The sequence below is a fragment of the Aquimarina sp. AWH4_224 genome, assembly GCF_056160245.1.
Genome location: NZ_JBSWWU010000004.1, coordinates 125,966 through 140,584, shown reverse-complemented (window position 1 = coordinate 140,584; position 14,619 = coordinate 125,966). Strand labels below are relative to the sequence as shown.

At 33.8% G+C, this 14,619-nt stretch carries 14 protein-coding genes; 11 read left to right on the top strand and 3 right to left on the bottom strand.

Features of this window, described 5'->3' with window-relative positions:
• Nucleotides 1–10: 10 nt before the first annotated feature.
• The 9 genes from ACXAGJ_RS09500 (at nucleotide 11) to ACXAGJ_RS09460 (ending at nucleotide 9,644) form a co-directional block, all read left to right on the top strand.
• Nucleotides 11–178, top strand: a complete 168-nt coding sequence (locus tag ACXAGJ_RS09500; RefSeq protein WP_139242033.1) for a class I lanthipeptide — start codon at nucleotides 11–13, stop codon at nucleotides 176–178.
• Between the two features lie 203 nt (nucleotides 179–381).
• The gene (locus tag ACXAGJ_RS09495) at nucleotides 382–549 is read left to right on the top strand and encodes a class I lanthipeptide (protein WP_139242034.1); all 168 of its coding nucleotides are present in this window, start codon (nucleotides 382–384) and stop codon (nucleotides 547–549) included.
• A gap of 345 nt (nucleotides 550–894) precedes the next feature.
• Entirely contained in the window at nucleotides 895–2,094 is a 1,200-nt protein-coding gene (locus ACXAGJ_RS09490; protein WP_474839231.1) for a lanthionine synthetase LanC family protein, read from the top strand.
• A gap of 29 nt (nucleotides 2,095–2,123) precedes the next feature.
• Nucleotides 2,124–3,383, top strand: coding sequence for a retroviral-like aspartic protease family protein (locus ACXAGJ_RS09485; RefSeq protein WP_474839229.1), 1,260 nt, complete (start codon nucleotides 2,124–2,126; stop codon nucleotides 3,381–3,383).
• A 49-nt stretch (nucleotides 3,384–3,432) separates the two neighbouring features.
• Nucleotides 3,433–5,028, top strand: a complete 1,596-nt coding sequence (locus tag ACXAGJ_RS09480) for a vitamin K epoxide reductase family protein (protein ID WP_474839228.1) — start codon at nucleotides 3,433–3,435, stop codon at nucleotides 5,026–5,028.
• 19 nt (nucleotides 5,029–5,047) lie between these two features.
• A complete protein-coding gene (locus tag ACXAGJ_RS09475; protein WP_474839226.1) occupies nucleotides 5,048–7,309 on the top strand; it encodes a peptidase domain-containing ABC transporter in 2,262 nt (753 codons plus the stop codon).
• 14 nt (nucleotides 7,310–7,323) lie between these two features.
• Nucleotides 7,324–8,628, top strand: a complete 1,305-nt coding sequence (locus ACXAGJ_RS09470) for an HlyD family secretion protein (protein WP_474839224.1) — start codon at nucleotides 7,324–7,326, stop codon at nucleotides 8,626–8,628.
• A gap of 85 nt (nucleotides 8,629–8,713) precedes the next feature.
• Nucleotides 8,714–9,139, top strand: a complete 426-nt coding sequence (locus ACXAGJ_RS09465; protein WP_474839222.1) for a hypothetical protein — start codon at nucleotides 8,714–8,716, stop codon at nucleotides 9,137–9,139.
• Nucleotides 9,140–9,161: 22 nt separating this feature from the next.
• Nucleotides 9,162–9,644 carry a regulatory protein RecX gene (locus tag ACXAGJ_RS09460; protein ID WP_474839220.1) on the top strand — a complete coding sequence of 161 codons (483 nt, stop codon included), beginning with the start codon at nucleotides 9,162–9,164 and terminating at the stop codon, nucleotides 9,642–9,644.
• A 31-nt stretch (nucleotides 9,645–9,675) separates the two neighbouring features.
• On the opposite strand, the gene ACXAGJ_RS09455 is transcribed toward ACXAGJ_RS09460, so the two are convergent.
• From ACXAGJ_RS09455 to ACXAGJ_RS09445, 3 genes are all read right to left on the bottom strand, one after another.
• Complete coding sequence (locus ACXAGJ_RS09455) at nucleotides 9,676–10,542, bottom strand: cupin-like domain-containing protein (RefSeq protein ID WP_474839218.1); 867 nt, start codon at nucleotides 10,540–10,542, stop codon at nucleotides 9,676–9,678.
• A 39-nt stretch (nucleotides 10,543–10,581) separates the two neighbouring features.
• On the bottom strand, nucleotides 10,582–11,685 hold the full coding sequence (gene bioB / locus ACXAGJ_RS09450; RefSeq protein WP_474839216.1) for a biotin synthase BioB: 1,104 nt from the start codon (nucleotides 11,683–11,685) through the stop codon (nucleotides 10,582–10,584).
• A gap of 112 nt (nucleotides 11,686–11,797) precedes the next feature.
• The gene (locus tag ACXAGJ_RS09445; protein WP_474839214.1) at nucleotides 11,798–12,961 is read right to left on the bottom strand and encodes a beta-ketoacyl synthase N-terminal-like domain-containing protein; all 1,164 of its coding nucleotides are present in this window, start codon (nucleotides 12,959–12,961) and stop codon (nucleotides 11,798–11,800) included.
• Between the two features lie 141 nt (nucleotides 12,962–13,102).
• Here ACXAGJ_RS09445 and ACXAGJ_RS09440 point away from each other — a divergent pair, with 141 nt between their 5' ends.
• Together ACXAGJ_RS09440 and ACXAGJ_RS09435 are read left to right on the top strand one after the other, a co-directional pair.
• The gene (locus tag ACXAGJ_RS09440; RefSeq protein WP_474839212.1) at nucleotides 13,103–13,555 is read left to right on the top strand and encodes a cytochrome c oxidase assembly factor Coa1 family protein; all 453 of its coding nucleotides are present in this window, start codon (nucleotides 13,103–13,105) and stop codon (nucleotides 13,553–13,555) included.
• Complete coding sequence (locus tag ACXAGJ_RS09435) at nucleotides 13,533–14,567, top strand: hypothetical protein (RefSeq protein ID WP_474839210.1); 1,035 nt, start codon at nucleotides 13,533–13,535, stop codon at nucleotides 14,565–14,567. The genes ACXAGJ_RS09440 and ACXAGJ_RS09435 overlap by 23 nt, the downstream gene beginning before the upstream one ends.
• Nucleotides 14,568–14,619: the final 52 nt, after the last annotated feature.

The following is a 14,619-nucleotide window of genomic DNA, read 5'->3' as shown; positions in this document are numbered from 1 at the left end:
TTTTTTAATAATGAACAAATTAAATTTAAACAAGGAAACCATTTCTCAAATGGACAACAATGAAATGGCTAGCGTTAATGGGGGATTAGATATCTGTATCGTTAGCTGTAAAAGAAGCACAAGATTAGGAAAAGATTGCTGTGAAGATCCAACACACTTAGTAATTTCAATAGAGTAGTTAGTATAGCAAACAGGTAAACGTTATTGCAATATAAAACCATACATATAACCAAACCTGAATGTACTTCTAAACAAAACTGAGATTTTTGCCAGCAAAAGGTCTAAAAATCGCTGGCAAAATCTCTCCTAATTCTTTTCCATGTTACATGGAATCAAATCAATATTAATACGAAGTAAAAATACTTCACAAAAATTAAAACAATGAATAAATTAAATTTAAACAAAGAAACTATTTCTCAAATGGACAACAACGAAATGGCAACCGTAAATGGGGGCTTAGATATCTGTATCGTAAGTTGTAAAAGAAGCACAAGATTAGGAAAAGATTGCTGCGAAGATCCAACTCACTTAGTAATAGCTATAGAGTAATTAGAATAACAAACAGGTAGACGTTATTTCAATATAAAACCATACATATAACCAAACCTGAATGTACTTCTAAACAAAAGCGAGATTTTTGTCAGCAAAAGGTCTGAAATTGCTGGCAAAATCTCTCCTAATTGACTGCAATATTAATTACAGATTATTAAGATACAATAAATACTTCTGTAAACAAAATTAAACAAAAAATTCCTTTTTGATAGAGAATTGATATAGGAATTCCTTGTACTCTATTCAAAAGCAATTTTAGACATAGTAAAATACTAGTCACCTCGAATTTATAGCTGTTAAAGTTCGACAGCACAAATCATAACACCTAAGACGTTAAAAACGATGGAAAAGTATATAAAAAAAATAGAATCTATTCTTTTTGATGAAGTGATACAAATGGAAAAACCTACCATTCGTAATGATCTCGGGGTACTGATTTTTGAAGCTACATTATATCGCTATTCTAATGAAGATGTTTACAAACAAAAAGCACTAAAGCTTCTTAAAACATTAACAGAAACATTTGGCAATAGAAATCTGGGGTCTGGATTTTTTGAGGGATTTGAGGGAATCTTTTATGTGGTGCAATATCTTCATAAGTGCGGGATTATTGAGGATGAAAGTATGTTAGAAGGTCTCGAAGAGTATTTATTACAATCGCTTTCCATAGATTTTAAGAATAACTATTTTGATCCAATGCATGGTAGTATTGGGAAGTTATTATACTACATAAATTCTCAAAATCGCGACAGTGAAAAAGTTAACGATCTTATCGATCAATTTTTAAACTCATTATATGATCATCGCCAAGAAACAAGCGATGGAATATTCTGGTATGATAAAAATGAAGACAATAAAGAGTTGGTCAATTTAGGCATGGCTCATGGACTTACGGGAATATTAGCTTTTCTATTAAGATTAAAAGAATTAGGATATCAACACGAGCTTATTGATATATTAATAGATGGTATACTAAAAAGCTTTGGTAGTTTTAAAAATGAAGCAAAATTCTTAAGTTATTTCCCTGATTATTTTTCTAAAGACATAGATCAAAGAAATGTAAATAGTCGTCTTGGATGGTGCTACGGTGACCTTAGTACTGCAAATACAATATTATATGCGAGCAAAATTCTAGAAAGAAATGATCTCAAGAAAGAGTTTCTCCCTCTTATAAACAGCTTAGTTCTTAGAAGAATGAGCAACTCCAAATTAGATCATTATGAAGATTATTCCTTTTTTGACACTGCGTTTTGCCATGGCCTTGGTGGAATCACATATATCTTTCAAAAGATCAATAACCATCTCAATAATGCAACTCTAGATAAACGAATTGAGTTTTGGAAAAAACAACTGCTAGAAAACCTCGACAAGCAACTAAATGTTGAAGAGTACATCTATCTGCCCTGGTATAGACAAAACAGCGACTATACTTATACCGTAGATCAAGTGTCTGTGCTTAACGGCCTATGTGGAACTGGTCTGGTGTTACTATCACTGCACTACAAAAAATACGACTGGAGTGATTTCTTCCTGCTTTTCTAGCATTATTAATCCCTTAAAACTAAAACACAATGATCATTACTAAAAAAATAGCATTCTTTTTCCTTTTACTGAATATACTTTGTTTTCAGCAAAATGAAGTGCTAGCATTTACCATAGATGTACCCAAAAGTGATAAGAATTTTACAACAGAGATATCATATAGAATTATCGGAAATCTAAATATTATCCCTGTTGAGATTAATAATAACACCTACCAATTCATCTTTGACACCGGAGCTAGAACCACGGTTGTAAATAGTACCATCATAAACCAGATCAATCATAACATAGCAGGCACTACGATCATAAAAGACGCCAACAAAGACACCAAAGAATTAAAAAAAGTAGCAATCTCTAGGATAAGAATTGGAGACAAAGAGTTTAAAAACCCTGTTGTTATTAGTATGTCAACTTCAGATTATTTTAAACGTTTCGGCTGTGAAAAAATTGATGGAATTATAGGGTATGATATTATCAAAAAAGTAAAATGGAAAATTGACCCTAAAAACAAAAAAATAACACTTTCCGATCAAATCGAGAATTTCAATATTCAAGAAACACAACATAAGTTAAGACTTAAAACAACTGAATATGTATCGTATATCGATACCAAAATAAATGGAAGTAAAACGAAGCTTAAGTTAGATACTGGTTTTAACAAATACTTCTGTATTAACTATCCTTTTTACGAATACTTAAAAAGTAAAAACAGCAACATTCAACAAGTAAAATCTCACGGTTGGGTAAAAACCTCTCTTCATGGTAAAAACAATGGTACTCTTAATACTATTCAGGCAGAAAATATCCAAATCGGAGATATCACACTAGAAAATCAAATTATTTATAATAGCAAAAATACCCCATTATTATTGGGAAATGGTTTTCTAAACAACTTTATCACCATCATAGATATCCAGAAAAAACAACTTTTTCTCGATCCAATAAAAGACTTGGAAAATGAAAAAATCATAGATTTTGATCTCAAAATCGGACCTGATTATCAAACGAATAGAATAATCGTAAAAAATATTTTCGAAGAGCATTCATTAGAGACAACTATAAAACCAGGGAGCCAAATCATAGGTGTCAATAGTGTTGATGTTTCAAACTTTACAAAACAAGAATTATGCGATTTCTGGAATAACCAATGGAAAACACATCACGGTAAGAGTACTATGCGTATAGAAATTTTTGAAGAGGACTCAAACACCTCAAAAGAAATAACACTTACCAAAAACCAAATCTTACCAAGAATTACAAACGAAATGAGGAAAAAAGAATTGAACTAATCATTAATAAATGGATATCTGCTATCAGATAAAAAACGGTAAAATAACCATGAAAAATAACAATCTTTCAACTTCAATATTGAGCTATCTAAAGCAAGAAAACATCGTATTAGATAAAGAGGCTTTTAATTTCAGGTTATTAACGCATCCTAATTATCCTGGTCTATCTTCTATTGTAAATACTTTAGAATATTTTGATATCACCTGCGATGCATATCAGGTAGACATAAAAAACCTAAATTCGACTCCGGATCATTATCTGACATTTTTAAAAGGGCGCTACGGGAAACAAGATCTACACCATGTCCAAAAAAAGGATAATACATATTATCTCGACACCCAAAAAACTTCAATAGCACACCTAAAAAACCGTTGGAAAGGCATCGTTTTACTTCTGGAAGGTAAAACCAATCAAGCTTCAAAAAACTCAACAAAAACAAAGTCGCTCATTCCTATTTTAGGTATATCTTCTTTGCTTATATTCATTGGCCTTATCGCCAATTACAATACTGTTCTCGAAAGTCTATTTTATATATTTCCACTTACAGGCTTAGTCCTTTCTATACTTTCTTTAAAACATATATTTCAAATAGAAAATCCTGTTTTTGACAAGTTTTGCAAAATTTCCACCAATTCGGACTGTAATTCCGTAATCAACTCAAAAAAATGGAAAATTTTAGAAAAAATCAGCTTCTCTGATATCAGCTTGATTTTCTTTTTATCACAACTTGTTTCGTATTTTGCTTTATCTGTAGCCGATTATACATCAGCTTTCTTTGCTTATCAAACAACAATTCTTTATTGCAGTTTAATAGTAATTGCATCCTCCATTTATTTTCAAAAATTTGTAGAAAAAAAATGGTGTCCTATATGCCTAGGGATTTCGGCTATTCTGATCATTGAAGCTGTTTATATTCAATATCTTATCGAATTTAAACATCACTACAATACCAATGCACTACTTCTTTTTGGAGCTATTGTACTAGGATTGACTTTTAGCTGGACACATCTTAAAAAACTATTTAACAGACTTCGTTTTCTAGAAGAAATTGAGATTAAATCAACCCGCTTTTTGCGCAACTATTCTGTTTTCAAAACAGCAATTCTCAAAACGCATTCTATTGATCCATTAACGCTGAATAGTAATAATGCGGATCTAACTATTACCTTAATTACGAACCCCTTTTGTGATTATTGCCAACAAGCACATTCTCTATTAGAAAAAATAAAAGCAAAATATACTAATCGCGTATCTCTGGATCTTCTACTTAATATTGATATAGAAGACGAATATGAGGAATACAAACTCGTTTGCCAACGTATGATTACCATGCAATTAAATAATAAAGGGCAACAATTTGTTGCGGCACTACATGATTGGTTTGAAGATGAAAATCCGAACAGATGGTTGGTCAAATATGACCTAGAAATTGATGAAAATAAGGCGAATAAAACTTTGATAACTCAAAAACAATGGTGCATCCAAAATCAAGTAGATTTTACACCTGCAGTACTCATTAATGGATACAAATATCCCTTAATATATGACATAGAACATCTAGATTATTTCATCCAAGATTTGCTTAATGACGATGATTTTTTAACTCAAGAACGCAAGTATAGCGGTGATTTACAACTTGTTTAAACGATAAAACAATACCACAATGAAAACTTTCCCTTTCTATAAACAACCTGGAGCCAAAGATTGCGGTCCTACATGTTTGCGAATCATTAGCAAACATTATGGTAAAGTAATTCCTTTGGAAACGATAAGAACTTTAAGTCAAACCACAAGAACGGGAAGCTCTTTTCTCGGTCTTGCCGAAGCAGCCGAAAATCTTGGTTTTAGAGCAGTTGGTATTAGAACCGATTATGACACTTTTAAAGAAGATGTCCCATTTCCTTGTATTGTACATTGGAAAAAGTATCACTTTGTAGTAGTCTACAAAGTTAAAAAAGACATCGTTTATGTATCGGATCCCTCATACGGGCTTATAGAATATAACAAAGAAGAATTTATATCCTCCTGGATTGGTAATAATGCAAAAGAAAAAACTCAGGAGGGACTTGTTTTATCCCTGGATACGACTCCAAAACTGTACGATACCGATTGGGATAAAATAAAAAGTAATAAGTCGGGCTTTTCTTTCTTGTTCAAATACTTGTTTAAGTACAAGAAACTAATGGTACAGCTATTAATTGGACTCCTGGCCGGGAGTCTGCTTCAATTGATTTTTCCTTTCCTAACTCAAAGTATTGTCGATATTGGAATTCAAAACCAGGATATCAATTTTATCTACTTGATTTTGGCCGCTCAGATCATGTTATTTATTGGCCAGATAAGCATAGAAGCTATTAGAGGTTGGATTCTGCTGCATCTCAGTACCCGGATTAATATATCCTTAGTTTCGGACTTCTTTATAAAACTTATGAATTTGCCAATCTCCTATTTCGACACTCGAATGACAGGTGATTTAATGCAACGAATTAATGATCATCAAAGAATTGAGAGGTTACTTACCAATTCTTCATTGAATACTATGTTTTCCTTTTTCAACATTGTCATTTTTAGTGCAGTTTTGGCATATTACAATCTTAAAATATTCGGAATCTTTGCTATCGGTAGTACTTTATTGGTTATTTGGATTCTCTTTTTTATGAAAAAGAGAAAAGAGTTGGATTACAAACGCTTTACACAGATGAGCGATGAGCAAAGCAAAACCATCGAACTTATTGAAGGTATGCAAGAAATAAAATTGCATAATGCCGAGAAGCAAAAACGATGGGGATGGGAGTTTATTCAAATACGTTTATTCAAAGTAGCAACCCAAGGATTAACCCTTGAGCAAACGCAAACTATAGGATCCACTTCTATTAATCAGTTCAAGAACATCCTTATCACGTTTATCTCTGCTTCATTAGTATTAAACGGACAAATCTCTTTGGGAATGATGCTGTCTATTCAATATATCATTGGACAATTAAATAGTCCTATTTCACAATTATTACAATTCATTCAGGAAACCCAAGATGCAAAAATCAGCTTAGAGCGCCTGAAAGAGATTCATGATGAAAAAAACGAAGAAAATATAGAGGATGCAAAAGTTTATGAGATCCCAGAGCAGGGTGATATCAAAATTGACAACCTTACTTTTAGATACATTGGTGCCGAAGAACCTATTATTAAGGATATGAACCTTACTATTCCCAGAAACAAAACTACCGCAATTGTTGGCGCATCTGGTAGCGGTAAAACTACCTTAATGAAAACGCTAATACGTTTTTATAAACCTAATAAAGGGCACATAAAAATTGCCGATCAAAACTTCGAGAACATATCTCAAAAAACATGGAGAAGCCATTGTGGTGTTGTGATGCAGGACGGATATATTTTTAATGACACCATTGCTAATAATATTGCTTTAGGAGATGATTATGTAGACAAAGACAAATTATTACACGCTGTAAAAATCGCCAACATAAAAGACTTTATTGAAAGTTTACCTTTAAGCTATAATACCGAAATAGGAAATGAAGGAGTAGGAATAAGCGGAGGAGAAAAACAGCGTTTGCTTATTGCCAGAGCCGTATACAAAAATCCCGATTTTATATTCTTTGATGAAGCGACCAGTGCCTTGGATGCTAATAATGAAAAAACGATCATGAAAAATCTGAATACATTTTTTGAAGGACGAACAGCAATAGTGATTGCTCATCGTTTGAGTACAGTAAAAAATGCAGATCAAATCCTAGTAATGAATGAAGGAAAAATAGTAGAAAAAGGAACACATCACGAACTTCTGCAACTTAAAGGAGAATACTACGAGTTGGTGAAAAATCAACTAGAATTAGAAAAACTAAACGGAAAAAAATCACAAAACCCTGGATTATTGAACGGAAATCATATCCCAGCAATAGTGGGTTAAAAAAAAATATAATTATGTCTGACAAGGAAAAAAAAGAATTTGAAAATTTAGAACTCCGCTCTGAAGAAGTACAAGAAATCCTAAGTAATCCACCAGGATGGATGACCCGATGGGGGATTACAGTAGTATTTTTTGTTCTTGTACTTATCATTACTGCCAGTTGTATCGTTGAATATCCGGATGTGGTAACTTCAAACATTACCATTACCACACAAGTCCCGGTAGAAAAAATTGAAGCAAAAAATAGTGGTAGAATAGTAAAACTATTGGTAAAAGATCAAGAATATGTGAAGCATGGTCAAATATTGGCCGTGATCGAAAATACTGCAAAATTTGAAGATTTCTTACGTTTAAAAAGCATTGTTGATACCCTTACTTTGGATTACAAAACCTTTGAATTTCCCATAGAAAAAACAGAACATTTATCACTTGGGGAGCTTGAACAGGATTATGCCCTATTTGAAAAATCATACACCGATTTTTTATTAAACAAGCACTTAAAACCTTATTCGATAGAAACACTCTCTGGACAACAAACACTAACCGAATTAAATGGCAGGATTCAGGTTCTAGAGACACAAAGGGAATTAGAAAAAAAGGAGCTAGACGTTCGAAAACAAGATTTGGAACGTACTCAAATGCTATATAAAAAAGGGGTTATTTCTAAAGTAGAACTCGAAAATAAAGAATTAGGATACTTGCAAGCCAGACGTAATTATGAAAATACAAAAATTAATATGTCTCAAATACAAGAATCCAAAAACAATACTCGTAGAGGTATACAAGGGTCTAACATTACCAAAATTCAAAACGAAACCAAATATTTAAAAGAAGTTATTTCTTCTTACAAACAATTAAAGAGAGCAATAAAACTTTGGGAGCAAAACTATTTGCTGATCGCCTCAATTGATGGCAAGGTAAGTTTTCAAAAATTTTGGGGTGAAAACCAGTTTGTAAAACTAGGAGATAATGTGCTTACTATATTACCAAAGCAATCACTTCTTGTTGGAAAAATTACCACTCCAGCAGTAAATACCGGAAAGATCAAGCCTGAACAAAACGTACTGATAAAACTAGACAATTATCCTTTTCAAGAATTTGGAATGATTAATGGCCAGGTAATCAGCATGTCTTTATCACCAGATAGTGATGGAAACTATTATATAGAGGTAGATTTACCCAAAGATTTGCAAACCACTTATGGAAAAACACTAGCATTTAATAGAGAAATGCGAGGTACGGCAGGTATAGTTACCGAAGATCTTAGAGTAATTGAACGTGTATTTTATCAATTTAGAAACATATTTAAGTATAATTAATTCTCTAAAAACCTAAACATGAAAAATTAAAAAAATGGAACATCAACCCAAAAAAATAGTACCAATTTTAAAGCATTTTCAAGGGATGAATAAAATTGACGCTTTTAATATTATTCATAAGCTAGAAGTCCTGTTATACTATCTACCTAATCCCATAAATATGAATAATGTTAACCCCAATGATATTATATCGGAAATAGAAAATAAAAAAATTGATCCTTTCCATTTTTCGATTTTACCCAATGGTAAACCCTGTGAATTTGTTGGTCAAAATGATTGGTTACATATTTATAAGGCTCATAGCACCTCTATTTTTGGCAGATACCTGATGAACAACTATTATTTCAAAACGAAGTACAATCCCTTGGAGCTCAAAAAGTTTACCAAAAAGAATCTTCTTCATAGTCTTAAGGACAAATCTGAAGAAAAGGTAGTATTGGAGTTTTTACAAAAATATAAGATTACCAAAAAGAACCTTATTACTGATAAATTTTTAATTTTATCCATATAAGATTGTGTTTTACTTTTGAAGAATGGATAAAAAAAATGCTCCGATAGCAATAACCGTTAGCGAAGCACTCAATAAAATGGAGCGATATTGTGCTTATCAAGAGCGATGCCATAAAGAGGTAATGAACAAACTCAGTGGGATGAGACTCATTCCAGAGGCCAAAGAACAGATTATTCTGCACCTTTTGGAACACAATTTCTTGAATGAAGAACGATTTGCCAAAAGCTTTGCCAGAGGAAAATTTCGAATTAAGAAATGGGGTAAACAAAGAATCGTAAGAGAACTAAAATTCAGAAATATATCGGCATACAATATTAAAACTGCACTCAAAGAAATACCAGAATCTAGTTATCTAGAGACATTTCATGAACTTGCTGATAAAAAATACGCTTCCCTAACCGAAAAAGATCACTACAAGAAAAAAAAGAAACTAATTGATTATCTGATCTACCGAGGATGGGAAAACCAATTGGTTTTTGACAAAATAAATGACCTAAACCTATAACTATTTACATTTTTGCAAAAAGTACATTCCTCTACAAGTTAAGGTTTGAATGTGTCTTGCGGATGGCCATGTTGTTTTTGTAATCGATCCACTGCTGTCCTCTTCGTTTTCTCATAAAATTATCAAAATAACGCATAAAAAACACATTGTATGTGGCTTCGGCAAAGTTTCTGAGGTTTCTCGGAACAGAACGTATACTCATCGAAAAACCTGGAGTCAAATACGTCATTTGATGCCAATATCCTTCTGGCATATATAATGTTTCTCCGTGTTTCAGATTAGTAACATATCCCTTAGCCTTTTTTAGGGCAGGCCATTTCTCCACATCTGGATTCGTAAAATCTATATCGTTGTGAGAAATAAGCGCATGAGGTACTTTGTAAAGGTATTTCGTTTCAGAAGGAGGATACAAAATGCATTGTTTTTCTCCATGAAAATGAAAATGAAATATGTTAGCCAAGTCGATATCATAATGCATAAAGACTTTGGATCCACTTCCCCCAAAAAATAAGAAAGGCAGCTTTTTCATAAACTTCAAGCCAATCTCTGGATACCTGAAATCTTGTTGAAGTTCAGGCACTTCTTTGAGTAAGTTGTACAGAAAAATTCGATAACTGGTAGGCCCTTGTTTAAGCAAGTCAATATACTCGCTCATTTTCATTTTGGCATGAGCTTCATTAAACTTAAACTTTGAAGAAATAGGTCGATCGTCATAAATCGGTACTTCTTTTTCTCCAGCTATTTCTCCAATATAATCAAGGTCCCATTTCTTAAATGCAGGCCAATCCACAATCAATCGCTCGATAACTACAGGCTTTTGTAATGCGACATATTGTGAAAGGAACTCCTCTTTGGTAATTGATGTTACCCTTGGTATTTGCTCTAAATTTAATTTCACGTAGGATGAAAATAATTTTAAAACGAAAAAATTTCTTGTTTATTTATCCGCTACAGCCTTTTTGGCATTGTTTTTAGCGCTTTCATTTCTTTCGATTGTATGGCCTGGTCTTGACCACTTTGGCTTTTCGCCCATTGATTCGAACTTAGAATCTTCGGATTCTACAGTTTCAGGCTGTGCTTTCTTCACAAATGGTTTTTGCGGGATCAATCCTAGTAACGAAAACATTTCCATATCCTCATTAACATCAGGGTTAGGTGTGGTCAACAATTTATCCCCAGCAAAAATAGAATTAGCTCCTGCAAAGAAACACATTGCTTGTCCTTCTCTACTCATTTCCGTTCTTCCTGCAGACAAACGTACCTGAGTCTTTGGCATTACAATTCGAGTGGTTGCTACCATTCTAATCATATCCCAAATAGCTACAGGTTTCTCATCTTCCATAGGGGTTCCTTCAACCGCTACTAGCGCATTAATAGGAACTGACTCTGGTTGCGGACTTAGTTTTGATAAGGCTACCAGCATTCCTGCACGATCCTCAACATTTTCTCCCATTCCGATAATACCACCGCTACAAACAGTAACATTTGTTTTTCGAACATTATCAATCGTCTTTAAACGATCTTCATATCCTCTTGTAGAGATAACTTCTTTGTAGTACTCTTCAGAAGTATCTAAATTATGGTTATACGCATACAAACCAGCTTCAGCTAATCGTTGCGCTTGATTTTCGGTAATCATACCCAAGGTACAACATACCTCCATATCTAATTTGTTGATGGTACGTACCATTTCTAATACGCTTTCAAACTCAGGACCATCTTTTACATTACGCCATGCAGCACCCATACAAACTCTGGAACTTCCTGAAGCTTTTGCTCGAAGTGCCTGTGCTTTTACCTGTGGTACACTCATTAGATCATTTCCTTCGATATCTGTATGATACCTTGCAGCTTGTGGACAGTATCCACAATCCTCTGGGCAACCTCCTGTTTTTATAGATAAAAGGGTAGATACCTGTACTGTATTGGGATCGTGATGTTCTCTATGAATGCTAGCCGCTTCATAAAGTAAATCCATCATTGGTTTATTATAAATATCAAGGATTTCTTCCTTTGTCCAATCGTGTCTAATAACGCTCATAAATAAGATATGTAAGTGTTCAAAAGTAATTGTTTAAAATCAAAAAACACAACTTCAAAACATCAAATTCGTTGTTTTTACCAACAGTAAGACGATTTAAAGTCTTAATACGTTAGGGTGCTTCTAATAATATACTTACCGCATTTCCTCCAAAACCTACGGCATTTACGATAATTCTTCGTATTCGATCAGGGTTCGTAGTATTCTGTACAAACGGGACCGATATAAATCTTTGATGTTTTAGCATCAATATAGCCATTTCTATGCTCAAAATCCCACTAGCACCAAAAGTATGTCCAATCTTCCACTTGTTTGTGGTAAGTGCCGGTAATTTTTTATTTCTAAAAACCTCTTGAATAGCATTGTATTCTGCCAGATCTCCTTTGGTCGTTCCCGGAGCATGCATAATCACACAATCGACTTCCTTATCTCCACTGCCCTCGAGGGCCATTCTCATCGATTTTTGAAAACAATCTGCATTGGTGGATATCGAAATATTGTGCTTTAATGTTTCTGTAGCATATCCAATACCTTTTACCAAGGCAATCGCATTTTCTTGTTGCCCTTTTTCTAAACAGGCTACAGCTGCACCTTCACCCAAAAACATCGAATTTCTCTTTTTATCCAATTGTAACGCCTGACAAGGATATGCCAAATCGGTATCCGAAGCATAGATTTTTAAGGCTTTCATCTGGGCAATCGTAAAATCAGTAAGTGGCGCCTCGCTACCACCAACCAAAAACTTATCGGTTAATCCTGATTGAATCCAGGCTACACCATTCAAAAACGCGTGTAATGCAGTAGAACATGTAATGGAATGACTAATGTCTGGACCTACGCTTTGCAAATCATGAGCAATCCAGGAAGATATATTACCAAGAGTAGTCGTAGGAGAACTCAAAGTGGATGAATTTCCAGTCTCCAAAAATTCCCGGTGATACTTTTCAAATAGCTGAGTAGCGCCTCTTGAAGAACCTATGTTAATCCCAAAATTCTTGTCCTCTCCCCAACCTGCACAAGCAATTGCTTTTCTAGCCGAAAATATTCCAAAAAGCACCGAATCGTCCAGGTTTTCGTAATGGTGATTCTCTTTTCTTAATTCTGAAATAAATTGCTTCGTCTGTTTGGTAAGTTCTGCTACTACGGTAGGTTGTTTACCAAAATCCCGAATAGAAATACAATGATTCTGATTCTTGTATTGCTCCCAGATTTCATCCTCAGAAACTCCCAGAGGAGAAATAGATGCGATCCCAGTAATAGATATTGATTGTTGCAATTCTTAAGTTTTGGCAAATGTAGGGGTTTGTTCAATTTTGTTCAACACTTATGCGCTATTTTTACTACAGTAAATCGTTAAAATTAGTAACAAAATAGAGATCTCAACTACCTATAGTTAAACACTAATATTCATCACCCTATGGCACATCAAGAACAACAAAAAAGTTGGTTTGCAAGAAACTGGGGTTGGGCAGTTCCGGTAGGAGGCTGTTTGACCATTATTATTTTATTTTTTGTATTTCTAGGATCTGTAATTTTTGGAGTAAGTGAACTTATGACCAATGCTGATCCTTATAAAGATGCTCTTGCCAAGGTAAAACAAGATGATTATGTGATAGAAATACTTGGAGAGCCTATAGAAACTAATGGAATCATGCAAGGAAGTCTTTCTTATGAGAATAATGTAGGGGATGCCAATATTTCTGTACCCATAAAAGGACCAAAAGGTGAAGCGAGAGTTTATGTTGTGGGTACCAAAACAAATGATCAGTGGGAATATTCTGAAATGTATGTGATCATTTCGGAGACCGATGAGCAAATTGACTTATTAGGATACGAACAAAAAATCGATGATGACGAAGACTTTGAATAAGATCAATATCGCTACGATTGGAATACCTTTATTATTTATTGGTATATTGGTTTGGCTAGCTTCTTCAAAATTATTTGATCAAAGCCCTGGTTTACTTGCTAAGGGTGTAACCATCGATTTACTCTTTACGATACCGATCATTTATCTCTTGCTAATCCGAAAGAAAAACATTCCTAAAATTACGATTGTTCCTGTTTTTGGGCTAGGGATGATCATTGCTTCTAATGTTCTACCTAAAGAACATCAAACCTTGTTGCAATGGGTGAAAACCTGGATCTTTCCTATTGTAGAATTAGGAGTGGTTACCTTTATCTTGTATAAAGTAAAACAGACCTTTGCCCTATATCGTGATCGAGCCCAATCTATTCCGGATTTTTTTTCGGCGCTCAAAAATGCTTGCGAAGAAATATTTCCTGGTAAAGTAGGGACTTTATTAGCTATGGAAATAGCTGTTTTCTATTATGGCTTTTTGTATTGGAAAAAACGTGTAGTAACCCAAAACGAATTTACCTATCATAAAAATAGCGGAACAATTTCATTATTAATTGCACTCATCCCCATCATCGGCATAGAAACCTATGTACTGCATATACTTTTAGAAAAATGGAGTACAATTGCTGCCTGGATTGTTTCCGGGATCAGTGTATATTCAGGAATTCAAATTTTTGGCTTTCTGAAATCTCTGATGAAAAGACCTATCTCTATAGACAATAATCAACTACACTTAAGATATGGTCTTTTGAGTGAAACCAGTATCGATTTGCATCATATTGAATCTGTTGAAATAAGCAGCAAAGATTTGGAATGGAATACAACTACTCGTAAATTATCCCCTCTTGGGGAGTTAGAATCTCATAATGTGATCATCACATTAAAGGAGGAGCAAGTACTCTACGGACTTTATGGAATGAAAAAAACCTTCACCACACTGGCATTTTTTGTGGATCATAAAGAGCAATTCAAAAGTTGTTTGGAAGAACAATTACAAGAAGATACCCTCTTTGATTTATAAGAATTTACGCACAAGATTTATGGTGATTCTTAACATTGGATTCATTTCTTTT

Coding starts and splice junctions, on each gene's coding strand:
- ACXAGJ_RS09485 (WP_474839229.1), top strand. CDS start 2,124: ATGATCATTACTAAAAAAATAGCATTCTTTTTCCTTTTACTGAATATA.
- ACXAGJ_RS09470 (WP_474839224.1), top strand. CDS start 7,324: ATGTCTGACAAGGAAAAAAAAGAATTTGAAAATTTAGAACTCCGCTCT.
- ACXAGJ_RS09495 (WP_139242034.1), top strand. CDS start 382: ATGAATAAATTAAATTTAAACAAAGAAACTATTTCTCAAATGGACAAC.
- ACXAGJ_RS09490 (WP_474839231.1), top strand. CDS start 895: ATGGAAAAGTATATAAAAAAAATAGAATCTATTCTTTTTGATGAAGTG.
- ACXAGJ_RS09480 (WP_474839228.1), top strand. CDS start 3,433: ATGAAAAATAACAATCTTTCAACTTCAATATTGAGCTATCTAAAGCAA.
- ACXAGJ_RS09435 (WP_474839210.1), top strand. CDS start 13,533: ATGATGACGAAGACTTTGAATAAGATCAATATCGCTACGATTGGAATA.
- ACXAGJ_RS09440 (WP_474839212.1), top strand. CDS start 13,103: ATGGCACATCAAGAACAACAAAAAAGTTGGTTTGCAAGAAACTGGGGT.
- bioB (WP_474839216.1), bottom strand. CDS start 11,685: ATGAGCGTTATTAGACACGATTGGACAAAGGAAGAAATCCTTGATATT.
- ACXAGJ_RS09465 (WP_474839222.1), top strand. CDS start 8,714: ATGAATAAAATTGACGCTTTTAATATTATTCATAAGCTAGAAGTCCTG.
- ACXAGJ_RS09475 (WP_474839226.1), top strand. CDS start 5,048: ATGAAAACTTTCCCTTTCTATAAACAACCTGGAGCCAAAGATTGCGGT.
- ACXAGJ_RS09500 (WP_139242033.1), top strand. CDS start 11: ATGAACAAATTAAATTTAAACAAGGAAACCATTTCTCAAATGGACAAC.
- ACXAGJ_RS09460 (WP_474839220.1), top strand. CDS start 9,162: ATGGATAAAAAAAATGCTCCGATAGCAATAACCGTTAGCGAAGCACTC.